This is a genomic window from Saccharopolyspora sp. NPDC045941 (assembly GCF_056431445.1).
The window spans coordinates 99,625-119,350 of the sequence record NZ_JBWKKU010000019.1; the positions used below are offsets into that span (position 1 = coordinate 99,625).

The 19,726-nt window shown below is 71.7% G+C and carries 17 protein-coding genes; 1 reads left to right on the plus strand and 16 read right to left on the minus strand.

Annotated elements, in window-relative coordinates; genetic code table 11:
* Positions 1-2: 2 nt before the first annotated feature.
* The 12 genes from AC07FN_RS17805 to AC07FN_RS17860 are packed head-to-tail and all read right to left on the minus strand — an operon-like array spanning position 3 to position 11,530.
* On the minus strand, positions 3-563 hold the full coding sequence (locus tag AC07FN_RS17805; protein ID WP_478396599.1) for a phage tail protein: 561 nt from the start codon (positions 561-563) through the stop codon (positions 3-5).
* Positions 560-2,533, minus strand: a complete 1,974-nt coding sequence (locus tag AC07FN_RS17810; RefSeq protein WP_478396600.1) for a putative baseplate assembly protein — start codon at positions 2,531-2,533, stop codon at positions 560-562. Before AC07FN_RS17810 ends, AC07FN_RS17805 begins: the two co-directional genes overlap by 4 nt.
* Positions 2,533-2,949: a GPW/gp25 family protein gene (locus tag AC07FN_RS17815; RefSeq protein ID WP_478396601.1), complete on the minus strand. Its 417-nt coding sequence runs from the start codon at positions 2,947-2,949 to the stop codon at positions 2,533-2,535. The genes AC07FN_RS17810 and AC07FN_RS17815 overlap by 1 nt, the downstream gene beginning before the upstream one ends.
* On the minus strand, positions 2,946-3,260 hold the full coding sequence (locus AC07FN_RS17820) for a PAAR domain-containing protein (RefSeq protein WP_358566273.1): 315 nt from the start codon (positions 3,258-3,260) through the stop codon (positions 2,946-2,948). The genes AC07FN_RS17815 and AC07FN_RS17820 overlap by 4 nt, the downstream gene beginning before the upstream one ends.
* A 37-nt stretch (positions 3,261-3,297) precedes the next feature.
* The gene (locus tag AC07FN_RS17825) at positions 3,298-5,097 is read right to left on the minus strand and encodes a VgrG-related protein (protein ID WP_478396602.1); all 1,800 of its coding nucleotides are present in this window, start codon (positions 5,095-5,097) and stop codon (positions 3,298-3,300) included.
* A complete protein-coding gene (locus AC07FN_RS17830) occupies positions 5,097-5,813 on the minus strand; it encodes a CIS tube protein (RefSeq protein ID WP_478396603.1) in 717 nt (238 codons plus the stop codon). The genes AC07FN_RS17825 and AC07FN_RS17830 overlap by 1 nt, the downstream gene beginning before the upstream one ends.
* Before the next feature lie 13 nt (positions 5,814-5,826).
* Complete coding sequence (locus tag AC07FN_RS17835) at positions 5,827-6,252, minus strand: phage tail protein (protein WP_478396604.1); 426 nt, start codon at positions 6,250-6,252, stop codon at positions 5,827-5,829.
* A 23-nt stretch (positions 6,253-6,275) separates the two neighbouring features.
* Positions 6,276-8,924, minus strand: a complete 2,649-nt coding sequence (locus AC07FN_RS17840) for a hypothetical protein (protein ID WP_478396605.1) — start codon at positions 8,922-8,924, stop codon at positions 6,276-6,278.
* 4 nt (positions 8,925-8,928) lie between these two features.
* Complete coding sequence (locus AC07FN_RS17845) at positions 8,929-9,087, minus strand: DUF6760 family protein (RefSeq protein WP_478396606.1); 159 nt, start codon at positions 9,085-9,087, stop codon at positions 8,929-8,931.
* Positions 9,084-9,548 (minus strand): hypothetical protein, encoded by a 465-nt coding sequence (locus tag AC07FN_RS17850; protein ID WP_478396607.1) that lies wholly within the window; start codon positions 9,546-9,548, stop codon positions 9,084-9,086. The genes AC07FN_RS17845 and AC07FN_RS17850 overlap by 4 nt, the downstream gene beginning before the upstream one ends.
* Positions 9,545-9,985 (minus strand): phage tail protein, encoded by a 441-nt coding sequence (locus AC07FN_RS17855; RefSeq protein WP_358304911.1) that lies wholly within the window; start codon positions 9,983-9,985, stop codon positions 9,545-9,547. Before AC07FN_RS17855 ends, AC07FN_RS17850 begins: the two co-directional genes overlap by 4 nt.
* 30 nt (positions 9,986-10,015) lie before the next feature.
* Positions 10,016-11,530 carry a phage tail sheath family protein gene (locus tag AC07FN_RS17860; protein WP_478396608.1) on the minus strand — a complete coding sequence of 505 codons (1,515 nt, stop codon included), beginning with the start codon at positions 11,528-11,530 and terminating at the stop codon, positions 10,016-10,018.
* A 230-nt stretch (positions 11,531-11,760) separates the two neighbouring features.
* On the opposite strand from AC07FN_RS17860, the gene AC07FN_RS17865 reads away from it, so the two are divergent.
* Positions 11,761-12,954: an eCIS core domain-containing protein gene (locus AC07FN_RS17865; RefSeq protein ID WP_478396609.1), complete on the plus strand. Its 1,194-nt coding sequence runs from the start codon at positions 11,761-11,763 to the stop codon at positions 12,952-12,954.
* Between the two features lie 42 nt (positions 12,955-12,996).
* On the opposite strand, the gene AC07FN_RS17870 is transcribed toward AC07FN_RS17865, so the two are convergent.
* The 4 genes from AC07FN_RS17870 to AC07FN_RS17885 form a co-directional block, all read right to left on the minus strand.
* Positions 12,997-15,060, minus strand: a complete 2,064-nt coding sequence (locus AC07FN_RS17870) for an ATP-binding protein (RefSeq protein ID WP_478396610.1) — start codon at positions 15,058-15,060, stop codon at positions 12,997-12,999.
* Positions 15,057-15,752 (minus strand): Pvc16 family protein, encoded by a 696-nt coding sequence (locus tag AC07FN_RS17875; RefSeq protein ID WP_478396611.1) that lies wholly within the window; start codon positions 15,750-15,752, stop codon positions 15,057-15,059. The genes AC07FN_RS17870 and AC07FN_RS17875 overlap by 4 nt, the downstream gene beginning before the upstream one ends.
* A 4-nt stretch (positions 15,753-15,756) precedes the next feature.
* Positions 15,757-18,819 carry a hypothetical protein gene (locus tag AC07FN_RS17880; protein ID WP_478396612.1) on the minus strand — a complete coding sequence of 1,021 codons (3,063 nt, stop codon included), beginning with the start codon at positions 18,817-18,819 and terminating at the stop codon, positions 15,757-15,759.
* Positions 18,820-18,950: 131 nt separating this feature from the next.
* Entirely contained in the window at positions 18,951-19,574 is a 624-nt protein-coding gene (locus tag AC07FN_RS17885) for a helix-turn-helix transcriptional regulator (protein WP_358566234.1), read from the minus strand.
* Between the last annotated feature and the right edge of the window lie 152 nt (positions 19,575-19,726).

Consider the following 19,726-nt stretch of genomic DNA (forward strand, 5'->3'; position numbering starts at 1 on the left):
GGTCATCCCCCTTCCCGTTGTGGCGGCCCCGGCAGGACCTCGACGGTGCAGGTGAGGTGGATCGGGCAGGCCGCCTCGACCACCGCGTCGACCTGCTTGCGGTCCACCGCCGAGCGGCCCGGCCAGACCTGGACCACGGCCCGGGTGATCGCGTTGCCGGGCAGCGCGGTGCCCGGCCGGGTCGACCAGACCGCGCCCGGGCCGTCGAGCACCCGCGCGTGCACCCCGGCGCACAGCCAGAGCCGGTCCACGAGCCCCCGCACGGTGCCGTTGCGGCGGTGCAGTTCGATGGCGCGCATCACGACCGCCCGCCGCAGCGGCGGCGGCCACGCCGGGTCGAGCTCCACCGCGACCCAGCCGGCCAGCCAGGACACGAAGTCCTCCGGCGTCACGCGCGGGTCGAAGTAGCCCGCGATGTTGTCCATGGTGGACAGGATCGGGGCGAGGACCGAGTCCAGGCCGGCGGTGAACCGCTGGGCGAAGTCGTCCCCGGCGTACAGCGCGGGCAGCAGGTCGCCGAGCGGGTAGCGGCTGGGCAGGTCGGGTACCGCGCGGCGGCTCATCGCGGCCCCTGGCCTTCCGCCGGATCCCCGGAACCCACCAGCACCTGGTGCTGGTGGGAGAAGACCAGCGCGTGGTCAGCCAGCTCGACGCGGTCCACCGGCGTACCCCGCTGCCCGGTGATCGGATCGGCCGGGAACAGCCGGATCTCGTCGATCAGCTCGACGCCCTCGACCTGCTGGAGCACGGCGAAGACCTCGCCGACCTGCACCGGTCGCCCGAACGGCCAGCCGGTGCCGTCGGCGCCACCGCGCAGCGGGTTGAGGTACCGGTAGAGCGCGGCGACGGCGTCCCGGTTCACCCGGTTCGCGTCGGCTTCCGCGGAACGCATCCGCGCCACGACGGTGATGCCCTGGTAGAACGGCGGCTCCACGACCAGGCGGGTGCCCAGCAGCCGGTGCTCGTCGAGCCGGGCGGCGATCGCGGAGAGCAGCTGCGGCGAGGGGATCAGCTGCTCGAAGCGCAGCTGATCGCCCGCGTCGGCCACGGCGTTCGGCACGACCAGCACGCGGGCCGCGCCAGGCTCGTGCTCCGCGCCCGCGGGCAGGCAGCGGATCCGGGCCGCGGCCGGCGCCGCCTGCCACGCGATCTGCTCGTAATCCGCGGCGGTGACGGCCCGTTCCTGCACCCGAAGTTGGTGCGGCGCGCGCACTTTCGCCTCCGAGACGGTCTCCCCGTCGACGCCGCCACCGGCGGCCTCGCGGTTCTCGACGTCGGCCACGTAGGGCACCGAGCTGCGCAGCACCGAGATCGCGCCGCGCGCCACGTTGCCCGACCGGCCGCCGCCGGTGCGGTACTTCGGCACCCTGATGTGCGAGCCCTTGGGCGGCACCGCCCCGAACCGGCGCAAGGTGCCGTCCGGCGCGCGCACGGCGGGCGGGAAGAGGAACTCGCCGTTCGTCGCGTCGAGCGTGACGTGCCGGTCGGCGGGGCCGGAGTTGCCGAAGTGCTCCACGACGTGCCAGTCCTGCCAGCCGTCGTCCGCGGCGACCTGCACCACGACCGGCTCCGCGTCGGTGAGCACCGGCGCCCGGTCGAGCCGGAACCGTTGGCCCGGCACGCCTTCGGAGAGGCCCAGCGCGACGTCGGTGACGGTCTCGGCGTGCTCGACGGTCGTGGTGCCGCCGATGGTGAACGCCTCCGCCACCCGGACGGTCGGCGACTCGGAGTAGAACGGCTGGTTCTGTTCCGGGGCCACGACGCGGCAGCGCAACCAGCCCGCCCGGACGCCCGCCACCGACGACAGGGCGTGCCCGGCGGGTACCTGCAGCACCACCTCGCCGGGCCGGTTGAGGCCGCCGGTGGTGTCGTCGAAGACCGCGCACTCCGTCCAGCGCACTCCGTCCCACGACTCCCACACCAGCGGCGGCTGCCGGGGATCGACGCCGATGCCTTCGACCTGGCTGTCCAGCCGCACCGCGACCACGCAGCGCGGGACGGCGTTGCTGAGGCCGAACAGCATGGCGTCGTCGACGGCCGGTTCCGCCTGGAAGCACGGCACGTCCTTGCCCGCGTCGAGGTCGCCGGTGTGGTTCTGCTGCGCCCCGGCTGCCGAGATCGTCACGAGCGTCGTCAGCTCGCAGGGCACGATGGGCAGTTCGCCGGTGGTGGCGAAGACGACCGCCTCCTCGGTCTCCGAACGCGCGGTGGCGACCTCGGTGCCCAGCGGGAGGAGCACCGTCTCCGGCTGCGCGGCCGACAGCCAGAAGGTCACGTCGGCCCGCGCCGCCGCCGGCGGGAACAGGCGGACGCCCAGCAGGTCGAGGAACGCCAGGTAGTTCTTCTCCGGCACCCTGTTGAGCCGGTAGATGAGCTGGTCCACCATGTGCGCGAACGTCTCGATGAGGGTCACGCCCGGATCGGAGACGTTGTGGTCGGTCCACTCCGGGGCGCGCTGCTGCACGTAGCGCTTCGCCTCGTCGACGAGTTCCTGGAAGCGGCGGTCGTCCAGGTTCGGCAGGGGCAGGGCCATCAGTCCGCGTCCTCCTCCGCCGCGCTGTGCGGGATCGTGTAGAAGGGGAAGACGAGGTTCCTGCGGTCGTTGGTGGCGCGCAGCGTGTAGTGCACGTCGATGTACAGCACGCCTTCCTCGGCGGTGTCGAACGCGACGACCACGTCGGTCACGTCGATCCGGGGTTCCCAGCGCCGCAGCGCGCTGCGCACCTCCTGGGCGATGCGCCCGGCGGTGGCGCCGTCGCTCGGGGCGAACACGTACTCGTGGATGCCGCAGCCGAATTCCGGGCGCATCGGGCGCTCGCCCGGCGCGGTGCCCAGCACGAGGCGGATCGCCTCCTCAATCTCCTGCTCCCGCTCGACCATCGCGATCCCGCCGGTCGCCCCGACCCGCATCGGGAAGGCCCAGCCGCGGCCGATGAAGCGCTCGCTCACAGCGGGCCTCCGATCAGCACGTTCGGCGCCCCGATGACCACGGTCGCGCCGCAGGTGGTCTTGTCGTTCATCCGCGCGGCGGGCAGGCCGCCGATGAGCACCACGCCGGAGCGAGGTGGGCTCGGCATGAGCACGTTCCCCGCGCTCAGCACGGTGTGCGGCAGCAGCGGGCACACGTGCTGACTTCCCGTCACCGCGGCGGGTTTGCCGCCGATGAGCACGGTGGCCACCTTGAGGGCGGCGGCCGCGGGAGGCTGGCCGATGGTGCCTCCGTGGGAGGTGGGATCGCCCATCCGGGCTGCGGGTGGCATCGCGGGAACTCCTCGTCGGCTTGCGGAATCGGGCTGATCAGTTGATGTGGACCATGCGGCCGCGCAACGTGGCCATCGCGCCGCCGTCGATTCCCACGTTGGTCCCGCCGTTGATCGAGACCGACGTCTTCGCGTCGATCGACACCGACTTGCCGGTCAGGGTGAGGTCGCCGGTACCGGCGTCGAGCGTGATCCCGCGGTCGGTCAGCGACACCGTGCTCAGCGTCCGCCGGCCGCCCACGGCCGACACCGTGATGTCGATCGTCCGCCGCTTCTCGTCCATCCGGATGTCCAGCCGCTTGTTGCCGCTGGTGAGCCGGATCCCCGGCGTTCTGGTGGTGGAGTCGATGAGTTCGAGCCGATGTCCCTTGCGGGACACCAGGGAACGCCGGTTGACCTTGCCAGTGGTGCGGTCGACCAGCGGCAGGTCGTGCGGCGACGGGTTGTCCCGGCCGTTGTAGAGCCCGCCGAGCACGTAGGGCTTGTCGAGGCAACCTTGCTCGAAGCCGACCAGCACCTCGTCGTTGACATCGGGGCTGAACACGCCGCCCCCGCCCTGCCCGCCGAGCTGCACGGTGCGGACCCAGTCGGTCACGTAGGCGTCGTCGAGCCACGGGAACTTCAGCTTCACCCAGCCTCGCTGGGCGCCGCCCGCCTCCTTGATGTCGGTGACGATCCCGGTGGCCAGGCCCGGGATGCGCGGGCCCCGGTCCGGCGCGTTGGCGCCGGTGACCAGCCCGGTCAGCGACCGGTCGGGGGAGGTGCTGACCAGCACCGTGGTGCGGTAGCCGTTCCCGGGCTCCAGCACGTGGTGCACCGCCGTCGCGGTGAACCGCCCGGAGAACTTGGGCCCGACGTTGCCGAGCGCGATCGGCACTCCCGCGCGCAGTTCCGGGTTGCCTTCCGCGACCGCTTCGATCTCGCTGAGCCCCGCGCTCATCGACGCCGCCAGCGCGCGTGCCGCCGCCGTGGCCTCGGCCTGCGTGCCGTAGGGGGTGTCGGTGACGCGCATCCGGGCGCCCTTGCCGAACTTGCCGGTCGCCTCCGCCGCGGTGAGCCCCGGCCGCACGGTCTTGCTCCGGGTGGCGTCCTCCTCTGCTATCAAAGGACGTTTGGTGGCCACGTTCCAGCCGCGCACCTCGACCTTGTCGACCTGGTCCACGGCCGTGAGCACCGCGCGCAGCGCCATCAGGTTCCGGCCGTACTCCAGGACGAACGGGCTCTTGGTCGCCGGGGTGTCGGGCGAGGGAGCGCTCGCGGCGGGTTTGAGCGCGGCGAAGTCCAGCCGCCCTTTCTCATCGATCCGCACGGTGACGCCGTGTTCCTGCGCCAGGTCCTGGAGGAACTCCCAGTCCGACACGTTCGCCTGGGAGAGCTGGGTGTAGGTGATCGGCTTGGCGTCGATGAGGCCGGCCCGCAGACCCGCGCCCGTCGCGACCTTCCGCACGATCGCGGCGGCGGTCATGTTGCGGAACGCCGTGACCTTCCGGCCCCGCATCAGCCGGTGCGCCTTGCTCATCGCCCGCACCACGGTGAACGAGCCGGTGCCGTCGGTGTCCAGCTCCAGGCCGGTGACCTCGCCGGTGAACAGGCGCTTCGGCGCCTGGCTGCCGGTGGTGGCGACCGACACCGTCAGCGGCGAGCCGATGGTGATGCCGGTCGCGGTCAGCAGCTCGTGGTTCGGATCCCGGAAGGTCAGCAGGGCCGCGTCGGGCAGCCCGACGTTCTCGTCGACCACGCAGCTGGTGAGCTGTTCCTGCCAGGCCGCGGGCAACGGGCCGGGCGCGGCCACGATCGGATCGGCGGCGACGGAACGCCCGCCCTCTTTCGCGCCCATCACGCACCGTCCTGTCCGTCGTCGAAGGCGGGCACCAGCAGTTCGGTCCCGGGCGCCAGGATCATGGGGTCGTCGATCTCGTTGGCCTCGGCGATGATCCGCCACGCCGTGGCGTCGCCGTACTCGTGCCAGGCGAGCTGCGGCAGGCTGTCGCCGGCGACGACCCGGTGCGTGCGGCGGGTGTTCTCGGAGCCCGATGTCGGGTTCTGGCCCGGGGTGTCGACGCTGGCCTCTTCGATGCCGAGCGAACAGGTCGCCCGCAGCGGCTTCCCGTCGACGTCGAACAGCGAGTAGTCGACCGAGAAGCTCGACAGCACGCCGTTGAACGAGGTCGTCCTGGCGGTGCCCCATTCGAACCGGACCCACGGGCTGGCGGGCTTCTTGCTGGCCAGGCTCTTCGGGGTGGGCACGCAGGCCACCATCAGGTCCTCGATCTTCTTCTCCACCGAGCCGTCGTGCTTGTCGGTGGCGTCCAGGAACACTTCGAGGGAGAGGGAACGCGGGCCGCTGCCGACGAATTCGGGCAACGCCGCGTCGGGCGCCATCCGGGACGGCTTGCGCCGCCACTCGGTGCTCTTGGTCAGCGAGAGCTTGTTCGGGTTGAACTGGAACCGGACCCGCTTGATCGTCGCCCCCGGTTTCGCGCCGACCTTCGCGGGCGGCTCCATGATCAGCAGTTGGGCGCGGGCGAGGTTGTTGCCCGGTGCGGCGGCCATCCGGCCCCTCCTCTCACGACGGTTGCACGCCCAGGTGGGCGATTTCCAGCGTCTCCACCGCGGCCTGCGCGTTGGACGGGTCGAAGGACGGGCCCTGCCAGCTGACCGGGATGATGCCGAGCACCTGCCATCGGGCGATGGGCGTGAGATCCGGCTTCAGCGCGACGATCTCGCCGTTCTTGCGCTCGGCGCGCCGGATGATCTGCGTGAGCCACCGCGAGATCTTGGCGGTGTCGCTGGTGACCGGGCGGGTCAGCGTGATGTTGGTCCAGGTGATCCGGGTGGGCAGCTGCCAGGTGAAGCCGTTGTTGCCGCCCTCGGCGAACTGCTCCACCTCGACCTGGGCGCCGAGCCCGGAGCAGGTGTTGAACCTGCCCAGGTCGTTGCCCCCGATGACCAGCCGGAAGAACACGCTGGACGCGAAGATCTCCTGAGGCACCGGCAACACTCCTTCCGAACGTGCTAGCGGCGGCGATCGTGCGGCCGCCCGATTCGTTCCCTGCCGTGGCGGAACTCGGCGCGCAGCAGCCGTCCCACCGGCTCGATCAGGCGACGAGCGAGCTCGTCGATGTCCTGCCCGCCGGAGCCGCCCGCCCCGGCCGGGGTGGCGTCCTGCTCCCCGGTGGCGGCCGGCTCGGGCTTGCGCTGGACCACCGTGACCGGAACTCCCGCCGGGACACCGGGAATCGGGCTCGGCGCGGCGACCGGTTTCGGGGCAGCGGCCTTCTGCCGTTCTGCGGGCTGCTCCACCGGGGCTGCGCTCGAACGCTGCACGGCTGGAGCCGCTGAGCGGGACACCGGGAGGACTTCCGGCGCGGCGTGCGGAGTTTCGGCTGCCTGCTGTGTCAGCGCAGCGCTCGGCAGGGCTTCACCGCTGGGTGGTGCCGGGAGCGGGGCGAGCTGCACCGGAGCGCTGGATGCCGGGGGAGCGGCGGAGACCCGGGCTCGCTGCACCGGCGTGCTTGGCGCTGGGCGCGGCGGCGTGATCCCGGAAGGAGGTGCCGGATCGGCGTGGTTCCAGCGCACCGGTGCCACCGGTCGCGCGGGTTGCTGAGGGCTGCGCGCCGCGCCGACGCCCGGGTCTTGCCCGATTCGTGCGGTCAACGGCCGCGCCGACAGCAGCGGCAGGATGCGCTGGACGGGTTCGTGAAGGCGAGCCCCGGCCCGCGTCGTCGCACGGTTCGGTGGTGCGGATCCGGGTGCCCGAACCTGGCGCTGGACGTCGGCGGCGGAGCTCTGAGCGGGGGAAGCCCCGGTCAGCGGGAGCGCGGTCGGCGCATCGCTTTCCGGCGGGTGAAGGCCTGCCGTCGGACCCTCGGTCTCTGGTGTGGTTGTGGAAGACCCTTGGTGCTGGCTCCGGGCCGTGCGCTGGACCACTGGCACCAGGTCCGGCCCGGGTACTGCCTCGACCTCCCCGACCGGAAGGCCCGGGTTCGTAGCCGTCCGATTTCGCCTGAAATCGGGAACCTCCGGATCTTGCCCGAAATCGGGGGCTTCCTGGTGCCGGACCGCTTCGGTGCCGTCCTGTTCGGGTTCCGACACCCCGTGTGCCGCCGGGAGGGGATGGCCGGGCGGTGCGCTCAGCGGGTTCTCGATCCGTGGCACGGCAGCGGATTCATGGATCAGGGGTGCTACCGGCGCATCCCCGCCGCGTCCTCGTTCGGGGTTGGCCGGGGTGGTCGCATCTTGCGTTGAGCGCGGGACGACGAGTTCGGCCGGCAGCGAATGCACGTCGGCGGGTTCGGGCCCTTCTGGCGCTTCGCCGGAGGAATCATCGTGCGCAAGCCGCTGCACCACCATGGATTCCGCGGAATCGTGGATCAGCGGTGCGATGGGGGAGTCTGCCGACGCGCTTAGCGGCCGGGTTCCGGCTGGCTCGTGCGGTATCTCGCTTGGGGCGTCCGGCTCGGCAAGGCCGGGTGACGGCAAGGCCTCCGAGACGCTCGTAGGCGAGTGCGAGTGCGAGTGCGAGTGCGAGTTGCGGGCTTCGGGCTCCGGCGGCGCGGCGAGCTGCTGAACCACCACCGGGTCCGTGATTCGTTGCGGCTCAACCGGGTCTGCGGAGTCGGGGCGAACCGTCGCGGGAGAGCCGCTCACCGGGCTTGCGGGAGCCTCCGCTCCGGTCGCCGAAGCGGCCGGTTTCCGCTGCACAACGGGAGAATCGGCCGGAGGTGGGGCCGACTCGGCGGGCGTCGGGCGGTCTTCGGCGCTGGTCGTCGCGGACGGCGGGATCTGGGCGATCGGCGCCCCGATGCCCAACCGGGGGCGAACCCGGGGCGGGGCCTGGCTTCCTGGAGCATCACGTGCGGAGGTCTTCGTGACCCGCTGGACCGCCCGGTGCTCACCGGTGCGGGACGGCGCCGGATCGGTGCTCGCCAGCGGCAACGCCGACCCGTCATCCGGAGCCTGGTCCGCCGAGCGGTCCGCGTCGGGGAAGACCACGGCACTGGGCGGAAGGACGCGCAACGGCTCGCCGGGGCCTGATCGCACGGCGGCGCCGGGCTTGACCGGGCGGGAAACCTGGCGCTGCACGACCGGCTCCGGCGCACCATCCCTTCCGTCGACCGAATGTTGATCGACCACTATGGATGATGGATTGGATGCGACATTCGGGCGCGGCCCCACCGCGCGCAAGGGCCGTGGCGCGAGCGGCGTCGCCGGCCGGGCCACGGTCAGCGGCGGAGAGAGCCGCCGTGGCCGCACCGGAGCAACATTCCCTTCGGCGACAGGGGGTTCCACCGGGACAACGGATGCCGGTGAGTGGTCCAGCGGCACCGGATCGCCGTCGTACGCGGGAACGACCACGGGCAGCGCCCCGGTCGCCGAGCGCTGCACGGGAAGCCCGGCAGCCGGGCGGAGCAGCCCGTGCACGAGGCCGGACGGCGCACCTGCCTGGAGGCTGTGCCCGAGCCCGGTCAGCACGCCGTGGTCCTGGAACGAGGTCACGGATTCCCGGAACCGCATGGCCGCGGTCACGCCGATCCCGGCGCGCTGGATCACGCCGGGATCCGCGGCGGCCCGCCGCCACCCGCCGTCCCAGCCGGGGGTTGCGGTGGCAGGTCGCGCCGAGCCGTCCTCGCGCCGACGGCGGAAGAGGTCCCACAGGCTCACCCGGTCACCCGCCTTCGTTCACCCTGGTGTTGATGCGCGCGATCTCGTGGACCCAACGCCGTCGTTCGTGGTGGTCGAGTTCGAGGATCTCCTCGCGCGGCCAGTGGAAGTGGTAGGCGACGTACGCGACCTCCTCGTGCAGCCGGTCGACCGCGTACGTCACGATTCCCCCAGGCGCCCACCGGCGAGGTCGACCTCGAACGCCGTGCCGCAGGACGGGCAGGTGACCCCCGCCCTGGTGTGCCCCTCGCTGTTGATCCGCCGGTAGAAGTCCTGCAGGAACGCGATGTCGGTGGCGTACATGTTCTCCACCAGGCCCGTGTGCACCTCGGTGAGGCCGCCGAGCCGGGTGATCACCTGGCTGAGCAGCACCACGCTGAGGTAGGCGGGGTTCTCCTTGACCCGCACGTCGATCAGCGGCCGGAGCTCGTCCTTCGCGGTGGCCAGCCGCATCCGGCCGTGCTTGTGCACGGTGCCGTCGGAGTGCACGTAGCCGCGGGGGAGTTCGAAGTCGAACTCGTCGCGCTGCGTCGCCTGCTCGGCCGGGGCCGGGCGGGTGTCCGCCGCCTGGCCCTTGCCCGCGACCTCGTCGAGCTCGCCGAGCGACGCGATGCGTCGCCTCATTCGACCTCGATCCGCTCGAACGTGATGGTGGCCTTCTCCGTCGCGGCCTGGGACTCGCCCGCGGTGAGCGACGGGCCCTCCCACTTGCTGACCCAGGCGTCGAAGAGCTGCATCCGCCGCACCGTGTCGCCCTTGGAGTCCTGGATCTCGATCGTCAGGTTCTCCCGAGCGACCTCGACGTTGCCGTCCAGCAGCGTCTTCTTGATCCAGTCGGTGAACTCGGCGCTCTGGTCCATGCCGCGGGTGATCGTCACCTCGCCGCCCTTCTGACCGCCGGGCTGCTTCTTGTTGATCCGCTCGCCGGTCGGCGTGACCTGCTGGGTCTCGATCACGTCCTGTTCGACGGTCAGGCCGCTGATCTCCTTGACCGATTCCACCGTGATGCCACCGAGTTGCACACCGAACCGGTGCGTGGCGAGACTGTCGCCCTGTGCCATGGCTTATCCGCCGCCTTCCGTGCTGTTGGGCTATTCGCTGAGCAGGCTGGTGCTGTCGGAGAACTGAGAGAGCCGGAAGATGACGAACTCGGCGGGCTTGACCGGGGCGACACCGATGTCGCACACGACCTGCCCCAGGTCGATCGACTCCTGCGGGTTGTTCTCCCGGTCGCACTTGACGAAGAACGCCTCCTCGGCGGTGCGGCCGAACAACGCGCCGTCGCGCCAGGCCTCGTGCAGGAACGCGGAGATGTTGCGCCGGATGCTCGACCACAACCGGTCGTCGTTCGGCTCGAAGACCACCCACTGGGTGCCGATCAGGATCGACTCCTCCAGGTAGTTGAACAGCCGGCGGACGTTGAGGTAGCGCCAGGCGGGGTCCGAGGACAGCGTCCGGGCGCCCCAGATCCGGATGCCGCGACCGGGGAACGCGCGGACGCAGTTCACGCCGATCGGGTTGAGCAGGTCCTGCTCGCCCTTGCTCAGGTTGATCTCCAGGTCCACCGCGCCGCGGATGACCTCGTTCGCCGGGGCCTTGTGCACGCCGCGCTCGGCGTCGCTGCGCGCCCACACGCCGGCGATGTGGCCGCTCGGCGGGACCAGGGTGTTGCGCCCGCTGGCCGGGTCGAAGACCTTGATCCACGGGTAGTACAGCGTCGCGTACCGCGAGTCGTAGCCCGCCTGGTCCATCCGCCAGTTCCGAACCTGCTGGGCGTTGAGGCCCGGGGGAGCGTCGAGCACCGCGACGCGGTCGCCCATCTGCTCGCAGTGCGAGATCGCGGCGAGCTGCACGGTCTTCACGCCTTCGGCGTCGATGAGGCCGCGCTGGTGGGCGCTCATCAGGTCGGGGACGGCGACCATGGTGATCTCGTCGATGGTCTCCAGCCCGCCGAAGCCGGTGCGGGCCGCGAGGTCCCCGACGTACTCCTGGGCATCCACAGCGGCCGGTCTGGATTCGCGCGGCGGCGGCGCGGCGATCGTGACCGACTGGTTCTCCGGCCTGGTCAGGGCCGCGCTGGACCGCTCGGTGACCTCGATGAGCTTGGACCGCTCGCGGACCTGGGTGACCACGTAGCTCTTGACGTTCTTCTTGGTCGAGACGTCGTAGATCTCGGCGACCTTGCCGCCCTGGCCGACCAGCAGCCGGAACCGGTCCTCCGGCGGGTTCTCGCCCTCGGCGTCGGCGACCTCGACGGTGATGTCGCCGCCGGCACCCGGCAGCGCCGAGATCCGCAAGCCACCGAGCTCGACGGGCGTCGCCGGGGCTGCGTCGGGCGCCGCGGCGGGCCCGCCGATGCGGACGACGTAGGCGGTGCCGCCGCCGTTGGCGAAGTAGCCGTAGACGGCGTGTGCGAGATAGCCGTCGTCGAAGCCGCCGAAGGTCTGCACGTACTGGCTCCAGTTCGTCACCAGCGTCGGCTGGTGGAACGGGCCCTGAGGTGCGAAGCCGACGAAAGCGGCGACGGCGGTCCCGACCCCCTCGATCGGTCTGGCCCCGTTCTGGACCTCCTCGACGTACACGCCAGGGGACAGGTACGACGGCATGTTCGCTCCTTCGTCTGAGGTGTGGCGTGCCCAGAGCCTCGCGCCCGGCGACGCGCGCGAACAGGTCCGCCCGACCCCCACCGAGGGCAACACGACTGCCTTCCCGGGCAACCAGGCCCTGCCTTCCCGGGACATGCCGGTCGGCTCTGCCCCGAGGTGTGCCCTTCCGGGCATGCCCCGGTCGCGCCGAGCGCGGTACCAGTGGTGCACGGGCGTTGTGAGGAGACCTGATGCACGACCGCCACAGCAGCGAAGCGGAGTCGTCCGAGCGGGAACGGCGCGCACGAGGACCGGAAGCCGGAGAGCGGCCTGGCGCACCGGGCTCCGCGGAACACATCCTGCACCTGCAACGAACGCTGGGGAATGCCGCCGTAGCAAGGGCGATCGCCGACGCCCGCGGTGGCGACGTGGAGGAGGTGCAACGTTCGGCCGTGCACGACGTGCTGCGGTCGTCCGGAGAGCCGTTGGACGAGCCCGTGCGCACGGACATGGAGAGCCGCCTCGGCGCGGACTTCTCCGACGTCCGCCTGCACACCGGACCCGCCGCGCAACGCTCGGCGGCGGAAATCGGCGCCCGCGCCTACACCACCGGAAACCACGTCGTCATCGGCGAAGGCGGAACCGACGAGCACACCCTCGCCCACGAACTCACCCACGTCATCCAGCAACGCTCCGGCCCCGTCGCGGGCACCGACAACGGCGACGGCCTGAAGGTGTCAGATCCATCGGACCGCTTCGAGCGAGAGGCGGAGCAGAACGCGAAGCGCGTGATGGCGCAGCCGCACCGGAATCAGGTCGCGAGCGAGATCGACTCCCCCGTGGCGGAGGGGGCTTTGCAGAGAGCACCGGCATCCAATCCTGGACCCCGTTCTGGTCTGATGACGAACGAGGAGTGGTTCGGCACCACTGCGCAGGGGGAGGTGGACAAGGAGAAGAGGTTCCAGACCCACGCATCGTTGATCTACACCGACGATTCCGGGCAAGACGAGAACCTGCTGACGGCGACGAACGTTCCTGGTTCCGCCGACGAGGAAGCCATGCATGCCGAGGACATTCTGATCGCCGGGTTGCGGAGCAACCTGGACAAGTTCAAGCCGGGCCCACATCGCTATCACAAGGTCATTTTCTCGGTCACCAAGTCGCCTTGCACTTCCGAGTCGCGCGACGGCCTTCCATCGACGTCGAACAAGAGCAGGGGGTGCACCGAGGCGATCCTCGACCTGGCGACGAATGGCATCCAAGACGGCGATCGAGTCTACAAGTTCAAGATCGTCCTCGTTGTGCGAGGCCTGTACCACGCCAAGGTGCAAGGCGGTAAGAAGGCATCCGACAAGGCATTGGACGCCTTGGGAGCGCATCCGCAGATCGAGGTCAGCAAGGATCTTTCCCAGCAGGACATAGATGCGCTGAATCAGGATGTCTGACGCTGTTCTTGGTTTCGGTCGATGTGGGACATCATCGGGAGATCAGGACCCTGCCGCCCAATGCCCGAACTCCGATTCCAGCACCAGGCGTCCGAGCTTGCCGTACTCCTGGCGGACCGCCGTGACCAGCTCGTCCATGCCCACCGGCCTACCGGCCTCCGCCGCCAGGTAGGCGGCCGTGATGGCGCAGGAGCGGATGGAGCCGCCCGCGAGCTCGAAGCGCTCCGCGCAGAACGCCAGGTCCAGGTCTTCCGCTCGGGGGATCGCGCTGCCGAGGCAGCGGTCCCAGAGGGCTTGGCGCTGCTCCGGGCCTGGCATCGGGAAGTCGGCGATCACGTCCAGGCGGCGGGTGAACGCATCGTCCAGGTTCGCCCGCAGGTTCGTCGTCAGGATCGCGATGCCGTCGAAGGTTTCCATGCGCTGCAACAGGAATGCCGACTCGACGTTGGCGTAGCGGTCGTGGGCGTCCTTGACCTGGGAGCGCTTGCCGAAGATGGCGTCCGCTTCGTCGAACAGCAGCACCCCGTTCACGCCGACCGCCTCGGTGAAGATCCGCTCCAGGTTCTTCTCCGTCTCGCCGACGTACTTGTCGACCACTGTGGACAGATCCACCACGTACAGGTCCATCCCGAGGCCGGCCGCGACCACTTCCGCCGACATGGTCTTGCCGGTGCCGGATTCGCCCGCGAACAACGCGATCACGCCGCGCCCGCGGCCGCCGCCGGGGCGCATCCGCCAGTCACCGAGGACGAGGTCCCGGTGCCGGGCGCGCATCGACAGCTCGTTCAGGTGGCGGTGGGTCGGCTCGGGCAGCACCAGGTCGTCCCAGTGCACCGCCGGCGTGATGCGCCGGGCGAGGCGTTCCAGGCCCGCGCCGTTCTGGGCGCGCACGCCCGCCCGCAGATCCTCAAGACCCACCGGGCGGGCGTCGAGCGCGGCGAGCTGGGTCGCCACCGATGCCGCCCGGCCGACCTGGTCGGCGTCCAACCGGTAGCCGGTGAGGGCATCGACGAGCGCGCTTTCGGGCACCGCTGCGGCGTCACCGGTCGCCGCTAGGGCCTGCCGCCAGGTCCGCGCCCGCTGCTCCGGTTTCGGTGCCGCGACGCGGATCGACACCGGAGCCTGCCGCGACCAGGCCGGATCCCAGCCGCGGGAACCGTGCAGGAAAAGCGGGATGCCCGCCGCCGACGCGACGATCGCCCGCAGCAACCGTGCCTGCTCGCGCTCCAACGCCTCCAGCGGCCCGAACACGATCCCGGCGCGGTGCAGCCGCGCTTCGCGCACCAGCGCGGGCAGGACGGGCAGCGGCTCCGGCTCACCGGCCAGCTCCCCGGCGTCCAGGACCAGCGCGCGACGACCGCTGACCGCCAGGGCGTCCGTCGCGACCTGCAACACGCCCTCCGCCCCGGTGAGGTGGACGAGCCGGATCCCGGAGTCCAGCGCTGCGCCGATCCGCTTGGCCAGCGCGTCGGGCGAGCGCGGATCGGCATGGGCGAAGTGGGCAAGGCGCGCGACGTGGGGGTCGATGTCGTCGTTGCCGAGCAGGTGCGCCGCGACCCGGTCGGGAACCCGCAGCGTCCGCGACAGCGCCGGTCGCTCCGGCTCCTGCACCTCCAGCAGGCCGCCGGCGACCAGTGGCGCGCCCGCGGCGAACCGGAACCGCCCGTCGCCCGCCGCGGGCACCCCGCACAGTTCCAGCGCCAGCCCGGTGGTCGGCCGACGCCGGGTCACGTCGTCGTTGAGGTAGCCGTAGAGCGGTTCGAAGCGGACGTCGACGTCGGGCGCCATCGCCACCAGCAGCAGCTCCAGATCCAGCGCCGAGAGGCCGAAATCCTCGGCGAGGCGCAGCAACCTCGGCCCGGGGTCGGGCACGGCCGCCGCGAGCGGGTCGAGCTCGGCGGCCGCGGGATCGTCGTCGCGGGTCGCGGCCCAGGACTTCGCCGGGGAGGCGAGGATGCGGTCGACGTCGTCCGGGGTGACGTAGAGCCCGCGGTAGGGATCGTCCGGTTGCGGGTCGGCGGCCCGCCGCGTCGCCACGACCTCGCGGACGCGCCGCTCGATCAGCCCGAGGCGGGCCCAGAGGTAGTTCAGGTCCGGCCCGGTCACGAGATCGTGCCCCGCCGTCGTCGCTTCGGCTCCGGGCGCGGGCGCGTCGGGGCGAAGCCGGTGCCTTCCGCCGTGGTCGGCCCGTCGTAGCGCAACCGCCGGGCGGACTCGTTCACCGGACCACCCGAGCTTTCCGCATGCAGGACAACGCCTTCGGTGACCGGCGGCCCGGCCGGGATCCGCTCGCCCGCCAGCGGCGCCCTCACGCGCAGGTTGATCGACGGCTTGAGCTGCCCGCCGAGCGCGGACCACACGTCGGAGGCCGACCGGCCCTCCGCCATCGTCCCGCCCGCCTCGAACGACACCGTCAGCCCGAGCTCGGCCAGCGTCCCGGTCAGCCACTGCGGCGCCAGCGCGTCGTGGCGCACCAGGCAGCGCAGCACGTCGGAGAGCAGCCGGTGCTCGTCCTGCGGGCGGTTCGTCCACGCCGTCACCAGGTAGGAGAGCTGGAACCAGTGCGGCGGGCTCTGCCAGCCGATCATCTTCCCGTCGTCGTCGTACTGCTCGAACGCGCCCGCGCGCCGGAGGTCCGGCTCTTCCCTGATGTCGTAGAGGAAGACGCTGACCGTGGGCGAGTTGCGCTTCGCCGCCCAGTCCGTCGTGGGCGGGTCGAAGGCGAGTTCCACGCCCGAGCCCGGCACGCCCCCATCGGCCAGCAGCAGGCGCAGGCCCTCGTCGACCTCGTGGATCACCGGATCACCTCCGTCCGACCATGTCCGGCGGCGCGATCGTGGGCGCCACCACCAGGAACTGCGTCGTGACGGGGCCGAATCCGGGGCCGGACGCGGTGATGGTGCGCGGCCCGGTCTGGTCCTTGGGCAGGATCAGCAGCTGCGCGGCGAACCTGCCGTCCGGGCCGGGCAGCGTCGGCGCCGCGGCGGCGGTGATGCCGGGCGTCCACAGCAGCCGCACCGGGGCTCCCGGCGGGAAGTCGATGCCCCGGACGGACGTCACGAAGCCGGGTTCGCCGATGTTCGGCACCGCGACGATCCGGGGCTGCAGCACGCGGTACGGGGTGGTCGCGGCGTTGTCGGCCGGGTTGGCGTCCGTCCCGGTGGTCCGCAGCGTTGCGCCGATCACCGACTCCAGCGCCGCGTTCGGCGCCAGCACCACCTGCTTGGTGACGACTCCGCCGGGAGGCAGGTCCGGCAGGGCGCACCGCACGGCCGAGCAGTCCGGCGGCAGGCTGATCACCGGGACGCCGGGCGGTAGCGCGATCTCCAGGGTCAGGCCCGTCGCCGTGCCGTCAGCGGTGTTGCGCACGGTGTAGGTCACGTCGGTCCGACCGCCCACATAGGACGGATTCGGCTGGGCTCCGACCGCCACGGCGGGATTGGCGTCCGGAGGCGGCGGGGGATCCGGCGGCACCGGTACCACCGGCACGACCGTCGTCGCGGTGTTGTCGCCGGGGCGGGCGTCCTGCATCGAGCTGCCCGCCGCCCAGCGGAGCCGGTGGTTCCCGGTGGTCACGCCGACGAGTTCCGCGGTGACCTGGATGGACTTCCCCGGCTGCACCACGTCGAGATCACATCGCGCCTGCTCGGCGTCGCAGCTGGCCCCTTGCGCCCGGAGCCGTTGCAGCCGCAGCCCGTCCGGCACGTCGAGGGTCACCTTCGTGCCCGGTGAGGAGGCCGGGCCGTTGTTGCGCACGGTGGCCGTGACCGGCACCGACGACCCGACCTCGACGGTGGCCGACGACGGGGGAGCGGTCAGCGCCAGGTCGATGGTCGCCTGCCAGGTCGGTTCCTTCTGCCGCCCGGGGAGCCGACTGGTGATCGGGTCCAGCCGCCCCTTCGCCGCGTCCAGGACCGCCAGGTACTCCGGCGGGTTGAAGTCCTTGACCGGGCGCTTGGACACCACGATCTGCTCGCCGTCCGGCGACAGGCTTGCGTCCCGGGGCTGGAACGGCCCGGTGTCCCCGCCGTCGGGCCGGTCCGCGCAGCTCGACAGCCCCTTCGGCAGCAGCACCTCGCAGCGGTCGTCGGCCAGGTACATCCGGTACAACCCGTCGGGCTCGCGGTTGAACACGATGCTGCGCCCGTCCGGAGAGAACGCCGGGCTGTCGTCGACCACGTCGCACAGGCAGACGAGCTCGCTCAGGTCGCGTTGCCGGTCGAGGCCTTCGGCGCGGGCGATCCAGATGTGGTTCTCCCGCCTGTCCGTGTCGGCGACCCTGCCGCGGCTGAACGCGAACTTCGTGCCGTCCGGCGAGAACGCGGGCTGGGTGTCGTCCTCTTCCGCGTTCGCGCCCTGCAGGCGCCCGGTGACCTCGCCGGTGGCGACGTCCACGACGACGATCCGGCTCCGGCCCCGCCCTTCTTCCATCGCCCCGGGCGACCTGCGGGCCACGGCCATCTTCGTGCCGTCCGGCGACCACGCGGCGTCGGTCTCCCAGTCGCCCGACTTGCGGTCGGCGATGGGCAGCAGCCGGGGATCGGAACCGTCGGAGCCGACGATCCAGATCCGCTGGACGCGCTGCCCGCCGACCGTCTCGAACCGGCTGACCGCGATCTTGCTGCCGTCCGGGGAATAGCTCTGCCGCTGCGTCCACGGGTCGAAGCCCGGGTCGGGTTCGAAGAGCTTGCTGGAGTCGGCCAGCGCCTTGGGGTCCTCGGTGAGCACGTCGACCCCCAGGCTTCGCGGATCCGACCCGTCCTGCCGGATGTCCTGCAGCATCGCGGTGTTCCGGAGCTCCGCGGTCGTGCGGGCCACCACGAGGCGCCCGGTGATCCCGTTGGTGAGCCAGGTGGGGGAGTCGACCAGCCGGTCCTCCTCCAGCATCTGCCGGGGCGCGGGCGCGGGCAGCGTCGTGGTGTCGGCCCGGTAGACCCGGTCGATGCCGTCGGCCGCGGCGGCGTTGCCGCCCCCGACCCGCTGGAGGTTGGGGCTGACGAACAGCAATCCGTCGCCGTTCGGCAGCCAGCTGGGCTCCCGGCTCTGCCAGCCGTCTTGCAGCAGCGGCGTGCCGGTGCCGGTGCCGCGGAGCACGCGCACGCTCTGATCGGAGGCGCCGCCGATGTTGCCGTCGGAGTCGAAGGTGTAGGCGATCCGGTCCCGGTGCCCGGCGTCGTCGACCGGGTTCCACGAGGGCTGAAACGCGCCGCCGGACGGCTCGTCGGTCAGCCGCCGCAGGGAGCCCCCGCCGGCGGCCTGGTCGTAGATCTGCCACCGGCCGCCGGCATCGCAGGCGTAGGCGATGCGGGAGCCGTCCGGCGAGAAGGTGGGATGCGTGTCGTTGTCGGCGGTCTCGGCGAGCCGGTGGGCATCGGTGCCGTCGACGCGCACCAGCCAGATGTCGCGCTGCGTCTGCTGCCCCGACGTCTCGGCCGAGTCGAACGCCACCCACTGCAGATCCGGCGAGAGCTGCGGATTCGCGGCATCGCGGCCCCGGGTGAGCCGCCGCACCTCGCCGTCGGCGCCCCGCAGGTACACCTGCGGCTTGGACTCGTCGCGCAGGCTGGTGAACACCAGCAGCCCGCCGCGCGAGGACACGTCCCGGTCGAAGTGCTGCGGCGATTCGGCCAGCAGCGGCTGCGTCGACGTCTGCCCGGGCAGCCCGGTGGTGGTGACGCCCAGGCTGCGGTGCTCGGTGCCCGAGTAGGCGATGCGGGCCGGCGGCTGCTCGGCGGCCGGCCGGGGCGGCGCCTGCGCCGCAGTGGTCGGAACGCTGATCAGTCCGTCCAGCAACAGCACGACGCCGACCAGGGCGATCCCGAAACGCGTTGAGCCGCGCCGGAATCCTGGCACGCTGCCGATCACGATTGACCTCCACCCCAGGCGACCGATACCCGGGCATCCTGTCCCGGCACCCGGTCTCGCTCCCAGATCCCGACAGGCAGGCGAGCGGGCAGGGCTCCGGCACTTTCGGGCAACGCCCGGCGGGCGGCGGGTCAGATCAGGCCGTGCCGCATGACGTAGCCGACGGCGTGCGCCCGGTTGCGCAGCTGCAGGCGCGTGGTGACCTCCTGGAGGATGTTCTTCACGGTGCGCTCGGAGTAGGACATCTTGACGGCGATCTCCCTGGTGTCGAAGCCGTCGGCGATCAGGCGGAGAACTTCCACTTCGCGCGTGTTCAGCGTCGACAGGATCGGCCGGACCGCGGCGGCGGCGCTGCGCTGGAGCTTCCCGACGTGGTCGAGCAGCCGGCCGAGCATGTCGCCGGGCAGCATGCCCTCGCCGCGGACCAGCGCCGTGATCAGCCCGACCATGCGGTCCTGGTCCGCTTCGCGGCGGCGCAGGACGGCCGCCACCCCGCATTCGATGGTGGTTTGCAGCGCGTCCTGCTCGAACTCGCTGACGATGAGGCCGGTGCGCACCGACGACGTCCGCTGCAGCCGGCGGAGCAGCTGCCCGGCCGCGTCGTCCAGCCGGTCGATCACGACCAGCGACACCTCGGCCCGGGCTTCTTCGCTCGGTTTCAGCACTTCCACCTCGGGGCGCGGGCGCAACTGCTGGGTGACGCCGAACTCCAGAATGGGATCCCCTGCGTAGACCGCCACCGGGACTCTCGTCATCGTGTCCTCTCCCTAGAACCGGGTCCTGTCGCTGCGTGTTCTCGGTGAGACCTGCTCGATGCCCGCCGCCGGGCGAACTTCGGGTGGTGCCGGATCTCAGGCCTGCGGCGCGGGATCGCCGCTCGCGAGGGCAGCGCGGCGCCGTTGCCGCG